The sequence below is a fragment of the Pseudomonas sp. genome, assembly GCF_049301935.1.
Classification (GTDB): Bacteria; Pseudomonadota; Gammaproteobacteria; order Pseudomonadales; family Pseudomonadaceae; genus Aquipseudomonas.
On the sequence record NZ_JBAQLP010000086.1, the window covers coordinates 1 to 24090 of the forward strand.

20 protein-coding genes, 1 other RNA gene and 1 pseudogene are annotated in these 24090 nt (G+C 60.9%); 12 read left to right on the forward strand and 10 right to left on the reverse strand.

Annotated features, from left to right (window positions below; genetic code table 11):
* Nucleotides 1-263, forward strand: a pseudogene (locus tag WA145_RS12110) (carbohydrate kinase); the annotation flags it as partial.
* A 102-nt stretch (nt 264-365) separates the two neighbouring features.
* Here the strand turns inward: WA145_RS12110 and WA145_RS12115 are convergent.
* Both WA145_RS12115 and WA145_RS12120 read right to left on the reverse strand, forming a co-directional pair.
* A complete protein-coding gene (locus WA145_RS12115; RefSeq protein ID WP_422581816.1) occupies nt 366-992 on the reverse strand; it encodes a LysE family translocator in 627 nt (208 codons plus the stop codon).
* A 67-nt stretch (nt 993-1059) separates the two neighbouring features.
* Entirely contained in the window at nt 1060-2409 is a 1350-nt protein-coding gene (locus WA145_RS12120) for an NCS2 family permease (protein WP_422581817.1), read from the reverse strand.
* Between the two features lie 626 nt (nt 2410-3035).
* Between WA145_RS12120 and WA145_RS12125 the strand changes: the two genes are divergently transcribed.
* Nucleotides 3036-3794, forward strand: coding sequence for a GntR family transcriptional regulator (locus WA145_RS12125; protein ID WP_422581818.1), 759 nt, complete (start codon nt 3036-3038; stop codon nt 3792-3794).
* 228 nt (nt 3795-4022) lie between these two features.
* Here WA145_RS12125 and pabB read toward each other — a convergent pair whose 3' ends face one another.
* Nucleotides 4023-5372, reverse strand: coding sequence for an aminodeoxychorismate synthase component I (pabB, locus tag WA145_RS12130; RefSeq protein ID WP_422581819.1), 1350 nt, complete (start codon nt 5370-5372; stop codon nt 4023-4025).
* A gap of 164 nt (nt 5373-5536) precedes the next feature.
* Here pabB and WA145_RS12135 point away from each other — a divergent pair, with 164 nt between their 5' ends.
* The 8 genes from WA145_RS12135 to WA145_RS12170 all read left to right on the forward strand — a co-directional run bounded on the left by WA145_RS12135 (nt 5537) and on the right by WA145_RS12170 (nt 17268).
* Nucleotides 5537-8251, forward strand: a complete 2715-nt coding sequence (locus tag WA145_RS12135) for a LuxR C-terminal-related transcriptional regulator (RefSeq protein WP_422581820.1) — start codon at nt 5537-5539, stop codon at nt 8249-8251.
* Nucleotides 8248-10971: a LuxR C-terminal-related transcriptional regulator gene (locus WA145_RS12140; protein WP_422581821.1), complete on the forward strand. Its 2724-nt coding sequence runs from the start codon at nt 8248-8250 to the stop codon at nt 10969-10971. Before WA145_RS12135 ends, WA145_RS12140 begins: the two co-directional genes overlap by 4 nt.
* Nucleotides 10972-11215: 244 nt before the next feature.
* Nucleotides 11216-11644, forward strand: a complete 429-nt coding sequence (locus WA145_RS12145) for a DUF6160 family protein (RefSeq protein ID WP_422581822.1) — start codon at nt 11216-11218, stop codon at nt 11642-11644.
* Between the two features lie 88 nt (nt 11645-11732).
* Nucleotides 11733-12494, forward strand: coding sequence for a C39 family peptidase (locus WA145_RS12150; RefSeq protein ID WP_422581823.1), 762 nt, complete (start codon nt 11733-11735; stop codon nt 12492-12494).
* Nucleotides 12495-12532: 38 nt separating this feature from the next.
* On the forward strand, nt 12533-13537 hold the full coding sequence (locus WA145_RS12155) for a transporter (protein ID WP_422581824.1): 1005 nt from the start codon (nt 12533-12535) through the stop codon (nt 13535-13537).
* 18 nt (nt 13538-13555) lie between these two features.
* Nucleotides 13556-15148 (forward strand): outer membrane protein transport protein, encoded by a 1593-nt coding sequence (locus WA145_RS12160; RefSeq protein ID WP_422581825.1) that lies wholly within the window; start codon nt 13556-13558, stop codon nt 15146-15148.
* Between the two features lie 9 nt (nt 15149-15157).
* Nucleotides 15158-16306: a MalM family protein gene (locus WA145_RS12165; RefSeq protein WP_422581826.1), complete on the forward strand. Its 1149-nt coding sequence runs from the start codon at nt 15158-15160 to the stop codon at nt 16304-16306.
* A 179-nt stretch (nt 16307-16485) separates the two neighbouring features.
* Complete coding sequence (locus WA145_RS12170) at nt 16486-17268, forward strand: dienelactone hydrolase family protein (RefSeq protein ID WP_422581827.1); 783 nt, start codon at nt 16486-16488, stop codon at nt 17266-17268.
* A gap of 41 nt (nt 17269-17309) precedes the next feature.
* Here the strand turns inward: WA145_RS12170 and WA145_RS12175 are convergent, their stop codons facing one another.
* From WA145_RS12175 to WA145_RS12195, 5 genes are all read right to left on the reverse strand, one after another.
* Entirely contained in the window at nt 17310-18101 is a 792-nt protein-coding gene (locus WA145_RS12175; protein ID WP_422581828.1) for a DUF4394 domain-containing protein, read from the reverse strand.
* A gap of 155 nt (nt 18102-18256) precedes the next feature.
* The gene (locus WA145_RS12180) at nt 18257-18970 is read right to left on the reverse strand and encodes an anti-sigma factor (RefSeq protein WP_422581829.1); all 714 of its coding nucleotides are present in this window, start codon (nt 18968-18970) and stop codon (nt 18257-18259) included.
* A complete protein-coding gene (locus WA145_RS12185) occupies nt 18967-19515 on the reverse strand; it encodes a sigma-70 family RNA polymerase sigma factor (RefSeq protein WP_422581830.1) in 549 nt (182 codons plus the stop codon). The genes WA145_RS12180 and WA145_RS12185 overlap by 4 nt, the downstream gene beginning before the upstream one ends.
* Before the next feature lie 90 nt (nt 19516-19605).
* Nucleotides 19606-20466 (reverse strand): pirin family protein, encoded by an 861-nt coding sequence (locus WA145_RS12190; RefSeq protein ID WP_422581831.1) that lies wholly within the window; start codon nt 20464-20466, stop codon nt 19606-19608.
* A complete protein-coding gene (locus tag WA145_RS12195) occupies nt 20466-20864 on the reverse strand; it encodes an OsmC family protein (RefSeq protein WP_422581832.1) in 399 nt (132 codons plus the stop codon). The genes WA145_RS12190 and WA145_RS12195 overlap by 1 nt, the downstream gene beginning before the upstream one ends.
* A gap of 390 nt (nt 20865-21254) precedes the next feature.
* Between WA145_RS12195 and WA145_RS12200 the strand changes: the two genes are divergently transcribed.
* On the forward strand, nt 21255-21719 hold the full coding sequence (locus tag WA145_RS12200; RefSeq protein ID WP_422581833.1) for a DUF3859 domain-containing protein: 465 nt from the start codon (nt 21255-21257) through the stop codon (nt 21717-21719).
* Nucleotides 21720-21743: 24 nt separating this feature from the next.
* Here WA145_RS12200 and WA145_RS12205 read toward each other — a convergent pair whose 3' ends face one another.
* Nucleotides 21744-22022 carry an HU family DNA-binding protein gene (locus WA145_RS12205; protein WP_422581834.1) on the reverse strand — a complete coding sequence of 93 codons (279 nt, stop codon included), beginning with the start codon at nt 22020-22022 and terminating at the stop codon, nt 21744-21746.
* Between the two features lie 289 nt (nt 22023-22311).
* Here WA145_RS12205 and ffs point away from each other — a divergent pair.
* Nucleotides 22312-22408: signal recognition particle sRNA small type (ffs, locus tag WA145_RS12210), an RNA gene on the forward strand.
* A 494-nt stretch (nt 22409-22902) separates the two neighbouring features.
* Here ffs and WA145_RS12215 read toward each other — a convergent pair.
* Nucleotides 22903-23901, reverse strand: coding sequence for an AraC family transcriptional regulator (locus WA145_RS12215; protein ID WP_422581835.1), 999 nt, complete (start codon nt 23899-23901; stop codon nt 22903-22905).
* Between the last annotated feature and the right edge of the window lie 189 nt (nt 23902-24090).

Below are 24090 nucleotides of genomic sequence, written 5' to 3' on the forward strand. Positions count from 1 at the left end.
TCTTCGGCCTGCCTGCCGAACGCCCGCATCTGTATGAAACCAGCGGCCTGGGCGCGGCGATCAACTGTGCGGTGGGCTTGGGACTGCACCCCGATTACCCGACAGCGATCCAAGCCATGACTCGGGTTGGCCAGGTCTTCATACCCAACCCAGAAGCGCAGCGCACCTATCAGCAGCTGTACACGCAGGTTTATCAGCGCATGTACAAACAACTCAAGCCGCTGTACCGGAGCATCCGCAAGATCACCGGCTACCCGGCGTAACAGGCTGCGGCGCGTCGGCCTTGCGGCGTTAAAAGGGCTATAGCCTCATTGTCAGTTATAGGCGATACACCCTAGGTGGGGCTCTTGCAAGCTGGCGATAATCTACCGACTAAGCAGAGAAGCCGCGCCAGCGCCGCCAAATAGCGCGGCGCTGATACGGTTGAACCACACCTGGCCCTTGCCCGAGCGCAGGTAGCGCGCGGCGCCCTGGGCGCTGAGGCCGTAGAGCAGCTTGCAGGCCAGGTCCAGCACCGCCCAGGTGGCGATCATCACCAGCAGTTGGCTGAGCATGGGCCGTTCGGCACTGATGAACTGCGGCAGAAAGGCGGCAAAGAACAGGATGTCCTTGGGGTTACTGGCGCCCAGGCCGAAGGCCTTCCAGAACATGGCGCGAAAGCTCGGATTGACTGGCTGCTCTTCGGCCGTTAGCGGCTTGGCGGCTTTGCGCGATTCCTGCCAGCTCTGCCAGGCGAGGTAGAACAGGTACAGCGCGCCGACAATCTTCAGCAAGCTGAACAGCTGCTCGGAGGCCAGCAGCAGCGCGCCAAGACCCAGCGCCGAAGCACTGAGTAAACAGATCGAGGCAGACACCCCGCCGATAAAGGCCGGGGCCGAGCGGCGCAGGCCGTAGTTCAGGCTGTTGCTGACCATCAACAGTGACAGCGGCCCGGGGATCAGAATCACCACCAGTGCAGCGCTTGCGAACAACAGCCAGGTTTCCAGGCTCATTAGCGATTCTCCAGATGCGCAAAAGCCCCGACGCGCGCGCCGGGGCTTGGTTACCCGCCGGACAACCTTACAGGAAGGCGAACTTGGCGATAAAGATGATGCACAGAACGTACAGGCTGACGGAAACCTTGTCGCGCTGACCGGTCAGCAGTTTCAGCGTCGCATAGGTCAGGAAGCCCAGGGCAATGCCGTTGGCGATGGAGAAGGTCAGCGGCATCATGACCACGGTGACGATCGCCGGGATGGTGTCGGTGTGGTCTTTCCAGTCGATATGCGCCATGCCGCTCATCATCAGCATCGCCACATAAATCAGCGCGCCAGCGGTGGCGTAGGCGGGGATCATCCCAGCCAGCGGGGCGAAGAACATCGCGCAGAGAAACAGCACGCCAACGGTCACGGCTGTCAGGCCGGTACGACCACCGGCAGCAACGCCCGCAGCACTTTCCACGTAGCTGGTTACTGGCGGGCAACCGACAAAGGCACCGACCACGCTGGAAGTACTGTCGGCCTTGAGCGCCTTGGACAGGTTCTGGATCTTGCCGTCTTCATCCACCAGGTTGGCGCGGTGAGCGACGCCCATCAGGGTGCCGGCGGTGTCGAACATGTTGACGAAGAGGAAGGCCAGAATCACGCTGATCATGGCAATGTTGAAGGCGCCGGCGATATCCAGCGCCATCAAGGTCGGTGCCAGGCTGGGTGGCATGGAAACCAGACCGTTGTATTCAACCAGGCCCAGCGCCCAGCCGATAGCGGTGACGCCGAGCATGCTGAACAGGATGGCGCCAAACACGTTGCGATGGCTGAGCACGGCAATCAGCAGAAAGCACACAGCCGCAAGGATTGCACTCGGTTCACCGAATGAGCCCATGGTCAGCAGCGTGGCCGGGCTGTCGACGACAATGCCTGCAGTCTTCAGGCCGATCAGCCCGAGGAACAGGCCCACCCCCGCACCCATGGCAAAGCGCAGGCTCATGGGGATGCTGTTGAGCAGCCACTCGCGGATGCGTGACAGGCTCATGATCATAAACAGCACGCCGGAGATAAACACCGCGCCGAGGGCGATCTGCCAGCTGTAGCCCATCTCGCCGACCACGGTGTAGGTGAAGAAGGCATTCAGGCCCATGCCCGGTGCCAGGCCGACTGGCCAGTTGGCATACAGGCCCATCAGGAAACAGCCGATGGCCGCGCCGATACAGGTGGCGACAAACGCCGCGCCGTGATCGACGCCGGCCGTGGCCATGATGTTGGGGTTGACGAAGATGATGTAAGCCATGGTGACGAACGTCGTCAGGCCCGCCAGCAGCTCGGTTTTGATGGTGGTGCGGTGTTCGGTCAGCTTGAAGAAGCGGTCAAGCAGACCGGGTTTGATCAGGTCTTGCATCTGCGTCGCCGGTTGTTCTTGTTTAGCGCTTTCCACAGGGGTACTCCTCATCTCTTGTTGTGTGCCACCCAGAGCCTGTGCTGCGCACTGCTCGACTCTTGAGGTAGATGGTGTTTTTTGCCTTGCTGGCGTGCTTAGCTGACCTATCGGTCAAGAAATAACGCTGGGGCCGATTATGATGTTGTATACAAAAAAAGCAAATAATGTTTCTTGTTGAAATCTGCTATGTACGCGGTTTTTGCACCTGTGGATTGTTAGCCGCTTTTCTGATGCGTGCCGCAGCCTTCCGTTAGACGGCTGTGCAAGATGCTGCAAGCGCTCTGTTGCGCAGCGTTTCGGCAATACGTGTGGGCAGCATGGCGCTGATGGCGTGATGCACAGGTTTCGTTGCTAAGCAGTTTCTCGAACAAAAAATATGCTGCATATAAGAAATGAATCTGCTTGCTGCGCGCCATGTGACAGCCAGGCGCCCCTGGCAACGCCTGCAGATGCACGTTTGCGCCGTTGTTATAGGCTGGTAACCGTGTACGAACTGATCATATTGTGTACAATGCAAGGGCTTTTTATTTATGACTTTTCACTGCTGTGCGGCTTGCCGGAGGGTGGGTAGCACGCAGTAGAGTTGCATCAGCAACCGCTGAACCTTGATCACGCGAGCCCCAATGAACGAACAATTGCAGCCCCTTAAGAAGCAGACGCGCGAAGGCAAGAGCACTCGCAGCGGGACTCAGGACGATGTCGTTTACGCCCATATCTTCGATGCCATTCTCGAGCAGCGTCTGGCGCCTGGCACCAAGCTCAGTGAAGAGGCGCTCGGTGAGATCTTCGGCGTCAGCCGCACCATTATTCGTCGTGCCCTGTCGCGCCTGGCTCATGAAGGCGTGGTGCTGCTGCGGCCCAATCGTGGCGCGGTAGTGGCCAGCCCAGGTGCAGAAGAAGCCCGGCAAATCTTCTATGTACGCCGGATGATCGAGCGGGCGATTACCGAACTGGCCTGCAAGAACGCCAAGCCGGAACAGATTGCCGTGCTGCGCCAGATGGTGATCGATGAGCGTGACTGTTTTGCCCGTGGTGATCGCGGCATGGGCATTCGCCTGTCCGGTGAATTCCACCTGAAACTGGCTGAAGCGGCCGGTAACCTGACTTTGCTGGGGTTTCTGCGCAGCCTGATTTCGCAGACTTCACTGATCATCGCCCTGTACGAAAGTAACAGCCGCACCCATTGCTCGGATGCCGAGCACGACCAGGTGATCGACGCCATCGAGGCCGGTAATGTCGAGGTGGCGGTGGACCTGATGATGCGCCACATGGACAGCGTTGACGCCAAGCTCAACCTGGATGGCGAAACCGCTTCTGATGACCTGCATGCGGTGTTCTCGCACCTGCTGCCGAGCGGCAAGAAGAAAGCCGCCAGTCGTTAAACAGTGAGAAATACAGAGTGAAAGGCTCTGTACCCGTTAATGGATGTAGGCGCTGGGTGGGCTGGCGTTGAGCGCCGCGAAGCCCAACAGGCGTTGGCATAACTCGTTGGGCTAGACCGCAGCAACCCTTGACCCAGTCAGGGCCTGGATTTTCTATTCAACCCTTCACTGCTGCCACCATTCGTAGGGTGGCAGGCTGGCGCTGAACCGCATAGCGAACTTTCTTTCTCAGTCGTAAAACTGCTCTAGGGTCGCCAGCAGCACTTTGACCTTGGTGATGGATTCCTGGTATTCGGCTTGGCCGTTGGAGTCTGCGACGATGCCACCGCCACCCCAGCAACTGATTTGTCCGTCCTTGGCCAGCAGGCTGCGGATGGCGATTGAGCTGTCCATTTCGCCGCGTACATCCAGGTACAGCAGCGAGCCGCAATACAGCGCGCGGCGGGTCGGCTCCAGCTCGTCGATGATCTGCATGGCGCGGATTTTCGGCGCGCCGGTGATCGAGCCGCCGGGGAAGCTGCCGGCGATCAGGTCCAGGGCATCCTTGTCGGCCGCCAGTTCGCCGGTTACGGCGCTGACCAGGTGATGCACGTTGGGGTAGCTTTCCAATGCGAAAAGCTCCGGCACCCGCACCGAGCCCACTCGGCAGCTACGGCCCAGGTCATTGCGCAGCAGGTCGACAATCATCAGGTTTTCTGCACGGTCCTTGCGGCTAGCGAGCAGGGCGTCGGCTTGCGCCTGATCCTGCTCTGGATCGGCATGCCGTGGACGGGTGCCCTTGATCGGTCGGGTTTCCACCTGGCCTGCGCTGATGCGCAAGAAGCGCTCGGGCGACAGGCTGATAATGGCTCCGCCGTCTGGCAGCGTCTGATACCCCGCGAAGGGCGTCGGACAGGCGGCGCGCAGGGCCTGGTAAGCGGTCCACGGCGAGCCCTGATAGCCTGCGCGAAAGCGCTGGGCAAAGTTCACCTGATAGCAGTCGCCAGCCTGGATATAGGCCTGAATGCGCGCGAAGCACTGTTGGTACTCGGCTTCGCTGATGTCGGACTGAAAGCGCTCTAGCAGCTTAAACGGCTGCGGTGCAGGCGCTGCTGGTGTGGCAAACAGCGCACTGAGGCGTTGGCGTTCGACCGCGTCCAGGCTTGGGTGAAACATCAGCTGGCTGCGTTGCTGCTGGTGATCGGTGATCAGTGCCCAGGGGTAAATGCCGAAGCGCGCGTCGGCCAGACCGAGGTCATCAACGGCCTGAGCCGGCAGCTGCTCCAGCCGGCGGCCGAAGTCGTAACTCAGGTAGCCAATCAGCCCGCCGACGAACGGGAGCGGATTATCGGCCGGCGGCTGGCACGCGCCGAGGTCTGCAAGGCTCTGGCGCAGGCGTTGCAGGAAAGCGTTGGCCGTTTCGTCAGGCGTCGGCGCCAACTCTGCCAATGGCCAGGCGCTGATAAGGTCATAGCGTCCACGCTGCGCCACCGGCCGTCCCGCATCCAGCAGAACGGCGCCGGGTGCATGCATGACGCAGCTAAAATAACGCGAAGGGTCTGCGAGGTAGGGCAGAGCCTGTACAAGACAAGTAGGCATATGACAGGTTCGAGAGGCGCGGATGCCGATTGTAGAACGTCGCCAACATTCATCCTAGAGCTTGCGCGTGGGTTTACTCGGGATGCTGCCGCTCATTAGTATGGAGAGGTTCCCCGGATGTTCGATGCGACTCATAAAACAATAATTACTACGGGATCAAGGCAATGGATGAAGTAACGGATCCTGCCGCTGACAGTCTTTTGCGTGCCAAACGGATGCCGCCCCAGGCCTCCATGGATTACCTGGTCAGGCCACAGCTTGAATCTGCCCTGTGCGCCAACCCCCACGCGCGCGTACTGCTGTTGGCGGCCCCGGCCGGCTTCGGCAAAACCAGTGCGCTGGTCGCCTTGGCACAAGCGCGTGAGCAAAATGGGCAGGCGGTGGCCTGGCTGTCGCTCGGCCCTGGCGACGATGAACCTGCGCGTTTTCTGTTGCAGCTGATCGAAGCGCTTTCCACGCTGTTGCCGGGCTTTGGCGCAGAAGCCCTGGCCTATTTGCAGAACACCATGCGGGTACCGGTTGCCGCCGTGATGGAGAGCCTGCTGGTCGATCTGGCGCGGTTGGAAACTCCGCTGCTGCTGGTGCTGGATGACCTGCACCTGATTCAGGACGCCGAGCTGCTCAGCGCACTCAACCGTCTGATCAAATTTGCCCCCAAAGATTTTACCCTGGCGATCGGCAGCCGCTCGCAGCCGGCGCTGAACCTGGCCACCTTACGCGCCAAGGATCTGCTGGTGGAAATCGGTGAGCAGGAGTTGCGCCTGAGCAAGGTGGAAACCCGCGATTATCTGCAACGGTGCGGTTTGCAGCTGGACGCCGTGGCGTTTTCCGCGCTGTACAGCCAGACCGAAGGCTGGATGGTGGGCGTGCATCTGGCCAGCCTGTGGCTGCGTCATCAGCCCCAGGCGGCTGCGCAGATTGCCGATATGGGCACCGACCAGGCGGCTGTGGGGGCGTACCTGCTGTGCAGCGTGTTCGAGCAGCTGCCGGCCGATAAACAGGAACTGCTGCTGGCGTTGGGTGTGGCGCAGCAACTCAGCGGTGACCTGGCCAACGCCCTGACCGGCCGGCCTGACGGTCAGCAGTTGCTGGAAGAGCTGGAAGCCATGCAGCTGTTCCTCTTGCCGCTAGACCGCGAGCGCCAGTGGTACCGTTTTCATAATCTATTTGCCGAGTTTCTCCGCTGCCGCCTGAAAGAGCGCGACCCGGAGCGTTTCAAGCAGCTGCATTTCAACGCCAGCCTGTGGTTTACCAACCACCATATGCAGAACCTGGCCATCGAGCATGCCTGCCTGGCCGAAGACCCGCAAATGCTCGCCGCCCTGGTCGACGGTTGCGGCCTGGAGCTGATCAACCGAGGTCAGCTCAACCTGATCTACAAATGGCGTCAGCACGTACCGGATGAAATTGCCGAGCGCTTTCCCGTGCTGGTGCTCGCCGATGTCTGGACCCGCGCGGCCGAGCTGGGCCTGGTGGAAGCCAACCGCATGCTCGATGAATTGCTCGAACGCTGGGGCGAGACGAAGGCTAGCGGCCCCTTGAGCGACAAGCTGCTGGCGACCCTGGCAATCAAGGCGGTCATCGCCTTGCAGAAGGACGATTTGCAGACCTGTATCGCCTTGGCGCGGCGGATTGAAGTGCAGCTGGGCCAACACACCGCTTTTCTTGAGGTGGCGATGCTGATCATCGGCGCCTTGGCCAATGTGATGATCGGCCAGCCGGATCAGGCCAAGCGTTTGCTGGCCCTGGCGCAGCAGCGCAATCACTTCCTCGAAGGGCGCTACCTGGATATGCAGTTGGCCAACATCGAGGTGCTGCTGAGCCTGGAGCAGGGGCAGATTCGTCAGGCCGAGTTGCTGTTCGCGCAGTTGCGGGCGCGGGTGATTCCCTGGTTTGCCGACCGCTCACGCGCTTTGGCGCTGCCGACCATCACCGAGGCGCTGATCGCCTACAACCAGGGTCGCCTGGAAGGCATCGAGGAGCGTCTGCGCTGGGCGCTGGCCACGGTTGATGTGATCAACCCGATCGACCTGTATGCCCAGGGCATGCTGTGCATGGCCCATGTACAGCGCATGCAGGACAACCCCAAGGAGGCCTACGCCAGCCTGGTGCTGATGCAGAACCTGGCGGCGCGCAACCAGTCCTGGCGTTTCTATGCCCAGGCGGTGGCCGATGAGGTGGTGCAGATTCTGCAGGAACCTGCGGCGGATCGGCTGAAACGTGCCGAGCAGCGCCTTAAGACCGTGGACTGGCACAAGCTGGCCGAACATTACCAGCACATGCGCTTCAATCCGGTGCTGTGGGTGCGTGGCCTGACCCGTATTCGCCTGCAGCAGGCACGCGGTCATTACAGCGAAGCGCTGCACGAAATCACTCAGCTGCGCGGCCTGCTGCTGGATAACTGGCATGGCCTGCAGCGCTTGCGCCTCGACCTGCTGGCGGCACTGAGTTATCAGCGCCTGGGCTATCAGGAGCGGGCACAAAGCCTGTTGGTGCAATGCTTGATCGGCGCCGAGCGTGAAGGGGTACGCAGCCTGTTTGTCGAGGAGGGCGAAGCCATCCGCCAGTTACTGCAACAGCTGGAAGCCGCCGAGCGTCAGCCGGCGCTGCAGGGCTTTATTCGCGGCTTGCTGGCCATCTGGCCGGGCAATAGCGCGCGGCAATCGCTGGAGGTACTCGAAGAGGGGCTGACTGAGCGCGAGCGTGAGGTGGTCTGCCTGGCGGCTCAGGGCATGTCGAATGATGAGATCGGCCAGCAGCTTTCACTGGCACTGGGTACGGTTAAGTGGCACCTGCACAACATTTACGAAAAGCTCAAGGTGCGTAACCGCACCCAAGCCATCCGCCGCGCCCGCGAACTGAGTCTTCTGGATCAATGAATAGCCAATCGAAGTCCCGTCAGGGCAAGTTGCCGTTACTGCGCACCAAGCTGTTTCCCGCAGAGTCTGCCGGCAGGCCCTTACTGGCCCGTACCGCCTTGCTTGACCGGCTGTTCAAGGCCCGCGAGCAGCGTCTGATTTTACTCAGCGCGCCGGCCGGTTTCGGCAAGAGTACGGTGCTCAGCCAATTCCGCCTGCGTTTGCTGGAGAGCGGCGCGCGGGTGGCCTGGTTATCCTGCGATGAAGCCGATAGTGAACCGCAACGTCTGCTGCATTACCTGATCGCGGCGATCGAGGCGCAGCTGCCGGGCTTTGGTGCGAGCACCGCACGCCTGCTGCGCGATGACCTGAGCGTATCCAATGAAGTGCTGCTGGATGCCTTTATTGGCGATCTGAAGAGGGTCCAGGGCGACCTCTATCTGCTCTTCGATGACTTCCATCGCGTACGGCATGTCGACCTGGGGCCGCTGGTCAGTTACTTCGTCAAACAGGTGCCGGCCAATGTGCGAATGATCGGCAGCACCCGCTACAAGCCGCGCTTTCTCGATGAGCAGTCGGTCATTTCGCCTTGGGCGTTATGGGTCAAGGCCGATGAGTTGCGTCTCACCCGGAGCGAGACCGAAGCCTATTTTTACCAGCTCAAGCAATTGCAGCTGAGCAGCGCCGAGCTGGATCTGCTGCAGCGGCGCACCGAGGGCTGGATTACGGCATTGCACCTGGTGGCGCTGGCACTGGCGCGCCACCCGGAGCGCAGCGCATTCCTGGCTGGGCTGTCCGGCACCGAGCGCAATATCGCCGATTACCTGGCCGAGGATGTGCTGGATCATCTGCCGCAGGATCAGCAACTGTTTCTCAATCAGACCTCGGTGCTCGATGAGTTCAATGCCGAGCTGTGCAATGCCCTGACCGGTCGCACGGATGGCGCGCAGATGCTCAAGCGCCTGCAAACCGCCCAGTTGTTTATCATCGCCCTGGATGAGCAGGGTGAGTGGTTCCGGTATCACCATCTGTTTGCCGAGTTCCTGCAAAGTCGCCTGAGCCGTGCGGGCGATCCGACCCACCTGTTGCACGCCGCCGCCCGCTGGTGTGAAAGCCATGAGCTGACCGATAAATCGGTCAAATATGCCTTGCGCGCCCGTGATTACGCCTTTGCCGCCGAGCTGCTGGAGCGCCAGGGCGCGACATTGATTGCCGGCAATCAGGTCTACGGCATTTTGGCGATCCTCAAGGATGTGCCGTCGGAAGTGATTCGCGAGCACCCGGTGTTCCAGATTTTCTACGCCTGGCAGCTGGCCTTCGAGCAAAAATACGCCGAGGCCGAAGCGCTGATCGAGGAGGTCAGTACGCGCCTGATGCAGGGGCGTGGCAAACCCATGCACTTCGGCTTAGCGGTGTTGCTGGCGGTGGCCCAGGTGCTCAAGGCGTTGGTGCTGTTGTATCAGGACAAGCTGGAAGCGGCCTTGAAAGTGGCGCGTCACTGGCTGGCGCTGGTGCCGGATAACCAACCGATTTTCCGCGCCAGCATGTCCTGCATTCAGGCCGCGGCCTATGCGCTGCTGGGTGAATTCGGTGAGGCGGCCAAATCCATTGCGGTGGCCCGCGATAACCTGCAGCAGGCCGACAGTGAATACCTGTATGCAGTGGTCAGCTTGATTGAGGCCCTGATCTGCAAGGAGATGGGCCAGCCCGAGCGCGGCCGCGTGCTGGCGGAAAGTGCGCGGGCGCGGGTTGAGCAGGTGTTCGGCCGGCACAGCCGGGTCGGTGGGCCGCTGGCGTTGGCCTATGCCGACCTGCTGTATGAGCAGGATCGGCATGCGGCGATTCTTGCCGAGTTGCCGCTGGCCACTACCTGGCGCGATGTAGCCACGCCGATCGAGCTGATCAGCCGCGGCAAACTGGTGATGGCCAGGGCGCGTTTCTTTGCCGGCGAGGGCGAGTCGGCCCTGGCGGAGCTGGATGAATGGCTGGCCGGCTTGCATGGCCCAGGTTATGAGCGCGTCTATGCCCTGGGCATGAGCTGCAAAGTGCAGTTCCTATTGTGGCTGCGCAAGCCCAATGAGGCCGAGCGCACCTGTTTGCAGTTGCAGCGCCATCTGGCGGTACTGCCGCCGGGCCGCTATGCCGATGCGGAAACCGTGCAGGTGTTGTCGGAGGCGCGCCTGGCCCTGTCCGAGCGCCGTGCCGACAAGGCGCAAGCGCTGCTTGAGGCCTGCCTGGCCAAACAGACGGCCGAGCATCAGCGTGATCGGCGCCTGCGCCTTTCCTTGTTACTTTCTGTGGCGTACTGGCGCAAAGGTAACAGCGACAAGGCTTTTGCCTTGCTCAAGAGCACGGTCGAAGACGCCTGGGCCAGCGGTTACCGGCGCATGTTTCTGGATGACGCGCTCTGGCTGCTACCGCTCTGGGATGCCTGGCACAGCGCTGAGCCCAAGCATGCGGGTGCTTGGCAGGGGCTGGCCGAACAGTTGCGTGAACAATGTCGTCGGCTGTCTATCGATTTAGAAACTTTCGATGAAAATCAAGATGTTAGCCATCGAGAGCGGGAGATTTTGCGCTTTGTCGCGGCCGGTTTATCGAACCGCGATATCGCCCAGGCGGTGCATTTGTCAGAGGCCACGATCAAATGGCACCTGCACAACCTGTTCGCCAAGCTGGGCGTGCGCAGCCGTACGCAAGCAGTATTGAAGGGCAAGAGCCTGGGGTTGTTGAGCGAGGCCTGAGCGTTGGCTGGCTGATTTGCCCCAGATGGGCGCTCCATCCCTTGGATGGGCTGGCAGCCAGGGCTTGCACCAGTAGTTTTAGCGTCAGGACGAGAAGCATGCTGCTTCACGACTCCAAGCCTGGCGCGAATAGGGAAGCAGTGTCAGACCTGGTGAGCGGCGCACGCCGCTGTAGCTGAGACGGACAGGAGTCCAGAGCAGCCTGCCGGGGACAACCCATTAGTGAACTGTGGAGACAATAACAATGAAAACCCTCAAGCAACTGGCCCTGGCCACCGCTGTTCTGGCTGTTCCTTTCCTGGCTCAGGCTGAGCTCAAGGCCATGGATGACAGCTCGCTCTCCTCCGTGACCGGTCAGGCTGGTATCAGCATTTCTGGTAGTTTCAACGGCAGTATCGGCAAGATCAGCTACATCGACGATGGCAACAGCCTGAACCTTGAAACTGTTGCCTTCACTGGCTTCAACATCTCTGATAGCGCCCCGGTCATGGTCGACGTAGTGAGCACTGACATCGGTGGTACCCCTACCCAGCAGCTGCAGATCAGCCTGCCGGCCATCACTGGCGAGCTGAGCGTTGGTGCGATCCGTCTCGGTACCGGTGCCAGCATCGGCTCCCTGGCTATCAACGACATGAACATGGCCGGTACCACCGTAAAAGTCTGGGGTCACTGAGTCCGCTTAGTGGTTGCCTGTGATGAAAAGTCTTACCGGCTTCGGCCGGTAGGGCTTTTGTCTTGTCGGAGAGGAGTGCGGTGGGCTGATGATCGAGATTCTGCTGGGCAGCCTGATCGGCGTGTGGGGCTTTACCGAGGCGGTGGATACCAAACCGCCGGCGCCAGGTACCGTGCATATCAATCAGCATCTGTTGCCGAACGGTCCTCTGCGCGAGACGGTGACGCTTGAACCGATGAGCCAGTTGCAGTTTCGCAATGTGATTCGTCAGGCCTATGACTACAGCTGTGGTTCGGCTGCCCTGACTTCGGTACTGGATTATTTCCTCGGCCGTAACCTGCAGGAACGCCAGGTGATGGAAGGCCTGTTGCAGTTTGGCGAGGCCGACAAGATCGTCGAGCGACGCGGTTTTTCCCTGCTCGACATGAAGCGCTTTGTCACGGCACTGGGCTACAAGAGTGGTGGTTTTCGCGCGGCCTTTGCCGATCTCGACGCGCTTGAGCACCCAGCCATCGTGCCGATCGAATATGCCGGCTTCAAACACTTTGTGGTGGTGCGCGATGTTTACAACGAGCATGTGTTTGTCGCGGACCCGGCACTCGGCAATATCAGTTTTACCCGTACGCGCTTTGAGGAAATCTGGGATCAGAACGTGCTGTTCGTGATTTTCCCCAACGGCAATGAACCGCCGAATGCCCTGGCCTTGAGCGAGCAGGATTTGCGCATCATCGATGATCGCACCATCAGCTTGCTGGCATTTCGCGAGTTTCCGCAGATGACCAAGTTCACCGAGAACCAGGCCACAGAGCTGGGTTCCGAGGGCGATATTCGCTATATCCGACGCAAGTAAAACGCCCGGCATAACAATAAATATTTGGGGGCTGCGCCATGAGAGTTGTGCATTGTGTATGGCTGGCCATGCTGGCAGGGGCTGCCAGTTCAGCGGTGTTCGCTGAGCCGGCTTCGGTCGATCAGGCACGTGAAGCCTTGAGCAAGCAGCAAGACGACGCCGACAGCGCCAAGGCGCTGGAGGAAGTCTTTCAGGCCGCAGAAAAAAGCTACACCTTGCTGAAAAAAGGCGAGCGCACCCTGACCTATGGGTTCGACTACTCGCTGCTGCGCGATACGGTTATCGAGACGGTGCGCACCGGTAACGACGTATTCAGTGTGGTGGGCCAGAGCGAGGCACAACACACCTTCACCAACTCGTTCACCTTCGACTACGGCGTGTGGGACAACCTGACCTTCAGCGTGCGTCTGCCCATGATTGCCAAGTACGACACCGAACGTGATCTGAATGCCTACAGCCTGGGGGATATCTCCGCCAGCCTGCGTTGGCAGCCGTGGACCTCGTTGCGCGGCAAGCCGGTGACCACCCTGTACGCCACCCTGGGCCTGCCAACGGGCAACAGCCCCTATGACATCAATACCCAGAGCGACCTGTCTACGGGCAGCGGTTCCTACAGCCTGGGCGTCGGCGCGAATATGTCCTATGTGATCGACCCGGTGGTGTTGTTCGGCTCCGTCGGTTACACCTACAACATGCCCATCAGCGGCATTGGTCAGGTGCGTGGCGGGCGCTTGCTCGAAGAGGTCGACCCCGGCTCGTCATTCTCCCTGAGCATGGGCTTTGCCTATGCGCTGTCTTATGACGTGTCGCTGGCGACCTCTTACCAGATGTCGCATTCGCTAAAGCCGACCTTCACCTTCGCCGACGGCGACGCCGAAGGCCGTGGGCAAACCAGCGCGGTGATGAACTTCTCGCTGGGCTTGCGTACCTCGCCGGAGCGCATCGTCAACGTCAACGCCGGTTTCGGTATGACCGAGGATTCGCCAGATGTGCTGTTGGGCATCTCCATGCCTTTGGATATCAAAGGCCTGAAGGCCCAATAGACGCGAGCGAACCCTCTTATGAACACGCGAATTTCGCTGCTGATGCAGGCGATTTTTTGGGCTGCCTCGCTCTGTTCGGGGCTGGCTCAGGCACAACTGGCGCAGAACCTGACGATCGGCAGCCCCAAGGCCATGGCGCTTGGCAATGCGGTAACGGCCGATTTCACCGGTATCGATGCGGTGCATTACAACCCGGCAGCCTTGAGCAAGCTCAAGGGCCGGCAGACCACGGTCAAGTTCATCACCGGGATGATGGATATTCGCGCCGAGTTTGATGCGCCCGCTGGTTATGGCAGCAATTTTCTCGGCCTGGATAACGACCCGGTGGCCAATTCATCCAGCCGCGCCGGTGCCGCGATGATGTACCTGCCGGGTGTGGGCGGCGCCACCGAGCTGCCGATGCTGTTTGCGCCGCTGGCTGGGCTGTCCATCACCCCGCCAGGCTCCAAGCTGACCTTCGCCACCAATATGTACACGCCACAGGCGCTGGGTTTTGCCCGTGACGATGATGATCCTGGGCGCTATCAGGGCAAGGAACTGGTGATTCAGCGCCTGACCTATTTTTCGCCCTCGCTGGCCTATCAGGTCAACGATGAGCTGTCGCTGGGGCTGTCGATCGGCTTCTCCCACCAGGCCATGGCGCTTAATCAGGATTTCCGCGCGCCGGGCATCCTCACTGGTTTTGTCGGGGTGGCTCAAGACGCCTTATGCCTGGTCGATGACAACCCGTTCGAAATATTCCTGAATATCTGTGGCGGTGAGCTGGGGCCCTTCACCGATATTGCCAATATCGATATCGACATGCAGCAGAGCCTGTCGCCCACCTGGAACGTCGGCTTCCTCTGGGAGCCAAGCGATTGGTTTGCCCTGGGTGCGGTGTATCAGAGCGAGGCCAAAATGCGCTTGAAGGGGCGCTACGTGGTGGATTACTCGGAGAACTGGCAGGGCTTCTGGCAAGGGCTGGACAGCTCGTTTATCGGTGCGGTGTTCAACACCCTGACGCCGGACGGTCTGTTCGATAAGGAGCAGGGCAACGTCTCGTTGAACATGACCTATCCGGCGCACTTTGCCAGCGGCATCAAGCTCAAACCGCATGAGCGCTGGCAGATCAACCTGGATGTGAAGTGGACCGACTACGCGGCCTGGGACCAGTTTGAGCTGGAGTTCGACCGTCAGCTGGATATTCTGACCATCGCCAGCCTGTTCTCCCCGGAGAACGCCACGTCCACCAGCATCATTCTGGAGCGTGGTTATGAGTCGGTGTGGAGTTGGGCGGTCGGTGTCGAGTACCAGGTCAATGATCGCCTGAGTTTGCGCATGGGCTATGAGCCTCGGCCTTCGGCGATTCCCGGCAACAAGGCCGATGTGCTGGCGCCCTTGGGCGATGCCAAGCTCTATGGCCTGGGGCTGGGTTATCAATGGGATAAGGACACGGTGATCGACCTGGGCTTCAACTACCTGGTCAGTAAACAAGATATCCCGGCGCGCTCGAGCTGCAATATCAACTGCTCATCCATCGACAGCATGGTGTACAACCCCTATGCCGACCTGGATGTTAAAACCAGCGTCAAAGCCTATGTGCTGGCGTTGACCTACCGCACCACGTTCTAGAGGGTTGTCATGCGCATTGTGCTGATGCTGATAGGGTTTTGGGCAGCGACGCAGGCCAGCGCCAGCGGCCGTTACCTGACCTGGGTGGATGACCAGGGGCGGGTGCACAACAGCTTTGTCGACAACCGCTATATGGCCCATCAGCGCACGGCCGCCGGCAATATCCAGCGCAGTGATCAGGCGCGCTTGCATGAGGGTGACGCAGCCGCCTGGCCTGGCAGCAAGCGCAGCGCTGAGAGCAAACGGCGCTATTTCACCTGGGTGGATGCCAGCGGCAATCTGCAGAACAGCTTCTATGCCGGCCAGCAGGTGCAAGCCGGCGGCAATCAGATTCTTCTGGGGACGGGGGAGCGCGCCAGCACCTATATCAGCTCGGACGTATTGGAAGGGCGCGATTTTGCCCGTGATGAGCAGGATGGCCGTTACTTCACCTGGGTCGATGAGCAGGGGCGCATGCGTAACTCCACGGTGCCGCCCAAAGGGGCTAAGCCGCCGGCACCCGCCCTGCACAATGTAGCGCTGACTCAGGGGCGTGAAGTGACCTTCGATGCCAAACCGCAGGCCTTGCCTGGGCTGGATGGCCAGCCCACTGCCGCGCTGCAAGCCTTATTGGCCGGCACCGAGGCAAAGAGCCAAGGGCGCTATCAGGCGTTGCTCGAGCGTTGCTGCGGGCAATTGAATGAGGAGGATTTCACCCCTCTCAGCGCCGATGAGCCGCGTTATGAAGAGCTGAACCGCTTTTCCCCTAGCCTGGATTTCCCCATGGGCAAGAGCTATTACGCTGCCCTGAAGCTGCCACGCTCGCAGTACGACTTCGGTCTGCGCATTCGTAGCTTCGCCAACAGGCAGGTGGCTTATCCGTCTTTGTTGTTCCTGGATAAAGCCAAGCAGCCAACGCGTCTGGTCAGTGATGCGGTGTACCAGCTGCACGCGGAAACCTGGTACCGCTATGCCTTTATCGAAGGCACTGTCCCCGTCCGAGCCGCCGCGGGCGAGCACTATGTGCTGCTGTTAACCACAGATGAAGATCGCAGCCTGCAAACCCTGGACAACAAACCCTTCAAGCGCCCTTTGCAGGCGCTGGCAGTCGACCAAGCCGGCATGCAGACCCATGCTCATAGCGATGAGGGCGCGTTCGAACTGGCCATTGTGCGCTAGCGACTTCAGAGGGAGGGTTGACGCGAACTGGGGCATAGGCCGCACGGCGACAAAACAGCCAGCCAGAAAACCATCGGCTATCAGTCTTGTAAAAATCGGCGGTGAACATAGATTTTCCTGGCGCGGCGCGCCTAGGCGCTACTTTTAAGTAGTACTCACCCAAGAGAGATTGATTGCTAATGAAAAAAACACTTTTACCCTTGGCATTGGCCGCTCTGGTTGGTGTCGCCGACGCTGCCGTGGTGGTCAAGCCGGTGCCTTATGAGATCGACGGCGAAGCCTTCGAGGGCCTGCTGATCTATGACGATGCGGTCACTACGCCGCGTCCGGGCCTGCTGATGGTGCCCAACTGGCTGGGCGTTACCGAAGATTCGGCGAAAAAGGCCGCGCGTGCCGCCGGTGACAAGTACGTGGTGTTTATGGCGGATATGTACGGCAAGGCGGTGCGTCCGAGCAATGCCGATGAGGCCAAGGCCGCTGCGACTTTGCTACGCAGTGACCGACCGCTGATGCGCAAGCGGGCGCAAGCCGCGGTGGCGGTGCTCAAGGCACAAACTGCGCAGGTGGCGCTGGATGTCAGCAAGCTGGGGGCGATTGGTTTCTGCTTCGGCGGCGGTGCGGTGCTGGAACTGGCGCGCTCCGGGGCCGAGCTGAAAGGCTTTGTCTCGTTCCACGGTAACCTGGATACGCCTAATCCAAATGATGCGCAGAATATCAAGGCGCCGGTCCTGGTGCTGCATGGCGCGGACGACCCGGCGGTGCCGCAGGCGCAGGTCGATGGCTTTATTGCGGAAATGAAAGCCGCCAAGGCCGATTGGCAATTGGTCAGCTACGGCGGTGCGGTGCATTCCTTCACCAGCCCGGTGGCCAATGTGCCGGGGCGCAATGAGTACCACCCGGTGGTCGCCGCGCGCGCCTTCAAGGCCATGGATGATCTGTTTGCGGAAACCTTCGCCAAGTAAGGTGTGAGCGGGAAGGCCGGGCGGCCTTCCCGCATTCTTGTTTACATCTCAGGCAACACGGCGATATCGATGATATTGCCCGGCAGACCTGCAACCTCACCCAGAGTGGTCGGCTTACCCGTGGCCAGATCCAGGGTGTGCAGCGTGGTGCCGGTGAGCAGGTAGGCGGTGTTGCCACCCTTGCCGTCGCTGGCGATATCCAGAGCCGCACTCTGCAAACCATCAACGATCTTGCCCACGGCTTGCTGAATGCCATCGTTCGGCGGGTTTTGCAGCATCAGGCTGCTGCTGGCCAGGTCGACGTTATACAGCGCGGTGGCCTGGGTGCCGGCATAGGCGTTGTTGTAGGCACCGGCTACCACTTGAGCGCTTTTACCGGCGTAGGGGCCTTCTGCGGCGTAGGCCACGCTGCCATCGACGACCACTTCACCATTTTCGACATTGACCCGGAAGCTGGTGCCGTCAGCGGCCAGCATGCGCAGTTTATCGGCCACCGGATTGAAATCGACCACGGCCTGACCGCTGCCCGGCAGCTGCTGGTTCAGGCTGGCGACCTGGCTGGCGGCACCAGTAGCCAGGTCTAGGGTGTAGAGCTGATGGTCGCTGCCCAGCCCATAGAGCATGCCGTTGGCCGGGCGCACATCGATGCCGCGCAGTGGGCTTGGGCTGCTCGCGGGCATGCTTGCGGTGATTTTCTGGCTGGCGCTGTCGACTTTGAACAGCTGACCGTCGGCGCCTAGGGCCAGCAGGGTCGCCGCGCTGGCAGTGCCGGCGGCGAGGCTGAGGGTGGCAGTGGCAACGGCAGTGGTCAGCAGGGTATTGAGGCTGTTCATATGCGTTCTCTCGTCTGTGGTTATCCAGCATCGATGCAAGGCCGGCTTAGGCCCGCCTTGCAGGTGCCTCGATGAAACACCTGATAGCTATACCCACGAGAGCGCGCTTGGATGTCGCCGCCGGAAAATAAATTCGGCGGCGTGCTTAAACCCCATCAGTTGGCCGAGGCCATCACCGCGCGGCCGATATACAGCACCTTGCCGGTAGGACGATCCTTGGGCGAGCCGCCGGCCGGTTCCAGGGTCAGCTCGAACAGCTGGCCGGGTTGTACTGCACCAATCTGCTCGGCGGACAGCTGCAGCGGTTTCCCCGGTTCGACCAGGCCCAAAGAGCGCGGGCCGATGGCCGGGTCGATCAGTGTCCAGAACTGCACGGAACGGTCGGCCGGGATCTGATCGTCCAGCAGCGGTTGCAGGCGCAGGCTGCCATTGCCATCCACATGCACCACCCAGCCGGGTTTGGCGGCTTCACCAGGGGCTTGCAGCACCACGGTGTAGCTGCTCGCGGCAGTCTCAGTGCGCCATAGATCAGGCAGCACGGCGACGATTAGGGCCATGGCCAGGGCGGCGCTGGTGAGGCGCCAGGTGGTCAGGCTCTGCCACCAGGCCCGCCAGGCATTCACACGACTGACCGCTGGCGTCAGGCCGAGGCTGTCCTGCAGGCGTTGCCACAGCTGCGCGGAGGGTGTCTGCGGTGGCAGTTGATCGCTCAGTTCGAGAAAGTGCTGTTGCCACTGCAGGGCCATTTGCGCGGCTTCGTCATCCTGCTCGATCAGCTCGCGCACCTCAGCGGCTTCGGCCTCATCGAGCAGGCCCAGGACGTATTCGCCGATCAAGGCGCGGCGTTCGGCAGGTTGCTGCGGAATCATGCGTGCAAACACTCCTGCAGTGCGCGCAAACCGGCGCGGATGCGGCCCTTGATGGTGCCCAACGGGGTGGTCAGGCGGTTGGCGATCTGTTCATGGGTCAGGCCACGGTAGAAGGCCAGCAGGATCGGGTGACGGCGGTTGCGTTCGATACTTTGCAGGCAGCGGCGCAGTTGCTGCTGTTCGCCTTGCTGCTCGAGCAGCTCGGCGGCCTGCGGGCTGTCGTCGGCGGCGCGTTCGATAAAGTCGTCATCCAGTTCCACTGTGCGGCCACGGCTGCGCAGCTGGTTTAGTGCACGGTAGCGCAGGATGCTGTAGAGCCAGGCGCGGCCGCTGCCCAGTGTTCGCTGAAAACGCTGGGCATTGCGCCAGACTTGCACAAAGGCATCGTGCACACAGTCCTCGGCCTGATCACGGCGGCCGAGCAGGGTGATGGCCAACCCGAGCATCTGTGCGGCCTCCTGTTGGTAGAGCGCCTGGAATGCGCGTTCGTCCTGCCGGGCGCAGGCTTCCAGATGGCTTTCGTAATCAAACAGCGGCTGCGCCATGCACAGGCTTCCTGAGTGTGTGAGCGTGCCAAGGGTTATACCCGAGCACCCGTTGTTTGGATGTCTCGGGAGTGCAACAAATTTTCTCCGTCAGCGTGGCAGTTCGATTCGCGCGGTCTCACCGGGGACGGCCGGCCAGTTCTGCGCGGCCCAGCGCTGACGCGCCTGATCGATCAGCGCCGGGTCGCTGGCAACGAAGTTCCAGTTGATCCGCCGTGGGCCGATCGGTGCGCCACCGATCAGTACCAGGTGGCTCTCGCCGCAGGCGCTGAGGGTAAAGGTCTCACCTTCAGGCAGTACCAGCAGGCCGCGCAATGGCAGTGGCTGATCGTCCAATGTGGCTTCGCCGTCAATCAGGTACAGCGCGCGTTCGGCATGCTCGGCGGGAATTTGCAGTGCGCTGCCGACGGCCAGTTTGATCTCGGCATAAACCGTTGGCGACAGCACCGGCACCGGTGATTGCAGGCAAAAACCTGTGCCGGCAATCAGGCAGATGTCCACGCCCATGCTGGCGCTGCGCGGCAGGCTGCTGGCGGGGTGATGGCTGTAGCTCGGTTCGCCTTGTTCTGCTGCTGCGGGCATGGCCAACCACACTTGCAAGCCATGCATACGCGAGCCGCGCTGTTGCAGGGCTGACGGGGTGCGTTCGACATGCGCCACGGCTTTACCCGCGGTCATCCAGCTGACTTCGCCGGGGCCGACCAGTTGATCGGAGCCGAGGCTGTCCTTGTGCTGCAGTTGCCCCTCGAACAGGTAGGTGAGGGTGGACAGGCCGATATGCGGGTGCTGGTTGATGTTCATGCCGCTACCGGCCGGGTAGGTGTTTTCCAGAATATGGTCGAAGAACACGAAGGGGCCGACGCTGCGGCATTTGGCTGAGGGCAGGGGGCGCAGGATGGGCTGCCCGGCGATGTCTTCCTGGCGCGGCTGGATCAGTAGGAAATCGCTCATCAGGCGCCCTCGCTCAACTGGGTGCTGACCGCGACCGTGCTGCTGGTCATCAGTTTGTGGATCGGGCATTTATCCGCCACGCGCAGCAATTGCTGGCGTTGCGCGTCATCCAGCGCGCCATGCAGGGTCAGTTCGACATCCAGGCGGTAGATGCCTTGACGCTCCTGGCTGTCATCACGGCTGAGCTGTACGTCGAGGCCTTCCAGCGGTAAACCGCGTTGCTTGGCATACAGCGCCAGGGTCAGCGCCTTGCACGCGCCCAGCGCGGCGTCGAAAAGATCATGGGGTTCAGGTGCTGAACCTGCGCCGCCCAGCTCCAGCGAGACGTCGCTGTGCAGGGTGTGCGGGCCGATGCTGATGCGCTGCAGCAGGCCCTTCTCGTTGCTGATGCTGATCATGTGAACTCCTTGGGCTGAATCCCGAGTGCTTGGTGGGCAATGGCGGTGCAGGTGGTACATCGCGACTGTGCGATTTGATCATGCGGCAAGCTGTGCCGGGTGTCCTGGCGCAAAGTATCGCCTTGCTTCTACCGTAGCGGCTAGATGCAGACGGTAGGCCTAATCCGGTCTGGGTGAAACTGCTTAACCTGTACCCCGCACGCTTAATGCACGGCTGCGCTGTGGAATGCTCGGCATAACCGGCTTTAAGGCGTTTTGCGGCGCCTGCTAGAGGCTGTCGCTGATCGCGTGGTGTGCGAAACGTCTTCGTCACGTGCCGGCTAAGCAAGGCTGTCATTGCTCTGTCACAAGGGTGTCATAGGCTCGCGCCATCTAAAAAAGGAGCGCGATATGCAATACACCCGTGTTAGTGGCCTGGCTGCACTTGTGTTGGTCAGTGGCCTGGTCCAAGCCGAAGTGCGCGTTGCAGGGCCGGTTGAGTACGGCGTCTTCGCCAGTAACTACCCGGAATTTCAGGAAGGCGAGCGGGTGCTGACCCGCAGCAACCAGCAGATCGAGCAAGGCGAGGTGATTCCCGCCAAGCTCGGCACCAAATTCGGCCTGCGCTACAGCCTGGCCGGCAAGGTGGCCGACGACTCGCCACTGACCTTGCTATACCTCACTCCCGGGGTGGTCACCCCGCAGGGCACGCGCCATGACAAGTTCGTGGTGACGCAAAAGCTGGTCCCTGGCGCGCCGCAGGATGTGATGGCCTTCGAGTTCACCGAAGTACATGAAGTGGTGCCCGGTGAGTGGCACTTTATGGTGTTCCAAGATGACCGCAAGTTGCTGGAGCAGCGGTTTATCGTGCGCTGAGGTTGCTTGAAATCGCCATAGGGCTCAGTTAATTGCGTCGCTGAGCGCTTTTGCAGGTACGTATTTGACGACCTTCTTGGCCGCAATCTGCAGGGTTTGCCCGGTCTGAGGGTTTCGACCGGTGCGGGCAGGGCGTTCGCTCACTTTGAGTTTGCCAATGCCAGGTAGCGTAATTTCATCGCCATTTTCCAGGGCGTCGCTGACAATTTCACTCAGCTGTTCGAGTGCTGCGCGTACGGTACTTTTGGGGGTGTCGATGGCTTCTGCAATATCGCTGATCAGTTGGTCTTTGGTCATCGCCATGCTGCTGCTCCTTGGGTCGGTTTGGGGTTCGCTGAGGTTAGATTGCCAGTGTGCCATAAGCTGTTGAGATGACGCGCCAGGAGAGTGGGGCGCAAGTGGTGGCTGCCATGATTAACTCGCTTCACCAGTCAGCGGCTATCTGAGTTGTCGCATGCTTTGAGCGAACTGGTTGGCCGGTTTCACCTGTAGTCGGCGTTTCGATGGGCTAAGTGTTTGAAACGGTTGTAACTTCGCTTCAAGCCGGTACAATGGCGCGGCTCGCTTTCGGCGAGCTGCGTTATGGTGGCCCTGCCGGTCCCCTCGCAACGATCAGCCGTGAACCCGGTCAGGCCTGGAAGGGAGCAGCCGCAGCGGTGACATTGTGTGCCGAGGTGTGGCTGGTGGGGTTGCCTCCAATCTAAAGCCCGTTATTTATCAGCGGGTTTCCAGTCAAAAAATCTCCAAGTGTGACAGCGTTCCGGTACACCTAAGTGGTGCACTGTGCTGACTAATCCTGCCTTGTTAATTTTTCTCACACTATCGTCGCCACTCAGCTGGCGGTGTCATCGGTGAGTCGCTACTCGCAATCGCTCTGGTGCATATACCTGCTATCTGGCGGCAATGCCGGCATCGCTGCAACCTGAATGCGCTGAAGCCGCGTGGAAAACTTTCCAGGCAACGGCGTGCAAAAGTTGCCGGTTGCTCAGCTGTGTTGGCGCTGATGGACTATTGCCCCTGCCGATTGAATGTTGACCCAGGGCGGAGTGCTGATCCTCGAACGCCTGCTTCAGGTCAATAGCGTCGAAGGCAACCAAGTGCCGCTGCCATGGGGCTGCTGGCCAGCGTCGGCCTTTTGGCCCTCCTTGTCCCGGCGCACGCGGTTTATGGCGTACGTTCAGTCTCACCCCTCCTGTGCCCGATAAGCCCCCGGCGTTAACCCCGTCCATTTTTTAAACGCCCGATGAAACGCCGAAGGCTCGGAAAAGCCCAGTTGCTCGGCTATATCCTGAATCGCCAGCTCATCACGGCCCAGGTGGTAGATGGCCAAATCCCGGCGCAGGTGATCTTTCAGCTCCTGAAAACTCGAGCCTTCTTCACGTAAATGCCGGCGCAGGGTTTGCGGGCTCATATGCAGTTGCTGGGCCACCGCATCCAGGTCCGGCCAGTTGCTGCAATCACGCCCGAGCAGGCGGCGGATCTGGCTGATCAGGCTGTCGCCGCCATCCGGGCGCGCCAGCAGGTCGGCGGGGGAGTGCTGGAGGAATTGTTTGAGCGTGCGTTCATCCTGCAGCAGCGGCATGGCCAGGTAGCGCGCGTGGAACAGCAGGCTGGTACGTCCGGCCGAGAAGCGCCGGGTGCAGGGGAACAGCAGCTCGTATTCGCCGGCGTGGGCCGGTTGGCTGTAGGTGAAGGTGGCTTCTTCCAGGCGGATGCGCTGGCCGATCAGCCAGCTGCCGAGGCGATGCCAGATCACCAGCAGGCTCTCCAGCAGAAAGTGATCGGGGTCCCACAGGGTCGAGTCGTCCACGCTCAGCCGCGCCCAGTCGCCTTCGCGCTGGATGCTGATGGCCGGGGCTTCGGGGAACAGGCTGTAGAACAGCGCGCCACGCCCCAGGGCTTTTTCCAGGGAATGGCAGTGGATGATCGCGTAACACATCATGGCGAAGGTGCCGCGCTTGCTGCGCAGGCGGCCGAAGCCCAGGTATTCGTCGTCCAGACTTTCCCACAGCAGTTGCACCAGGCGGGCGAACTGTTCCGGGGCGACCCGCGCGCGGGGCTCGTCGAGCAGCGCCGCGTGGATGCCCAGTTGGCGCAGCAGCGCTGTGCAGTCGTGGCCCTGGCGTTCGGCGCCGCGTAAGGCGGCGCGGACAAAGTGGCTGGCGATGGTGCGTTCGCGCATGACGGTTCCTAGTGGGTTAGCAGGCTGTTGAAAAATGTTGGCGAGGCAGGCAAGACAAGGCAAAAACGGCCGCTACGTAGCGAAGCGGAGTAACAGCCGCAGGCTGGCCCGCAGGGCGAACGCAGTGAGTCAAAAGCGGAGTTTACGTGCTGTAAATGAGCATTTGATTCGCTTCGCTCCCCCCTATGG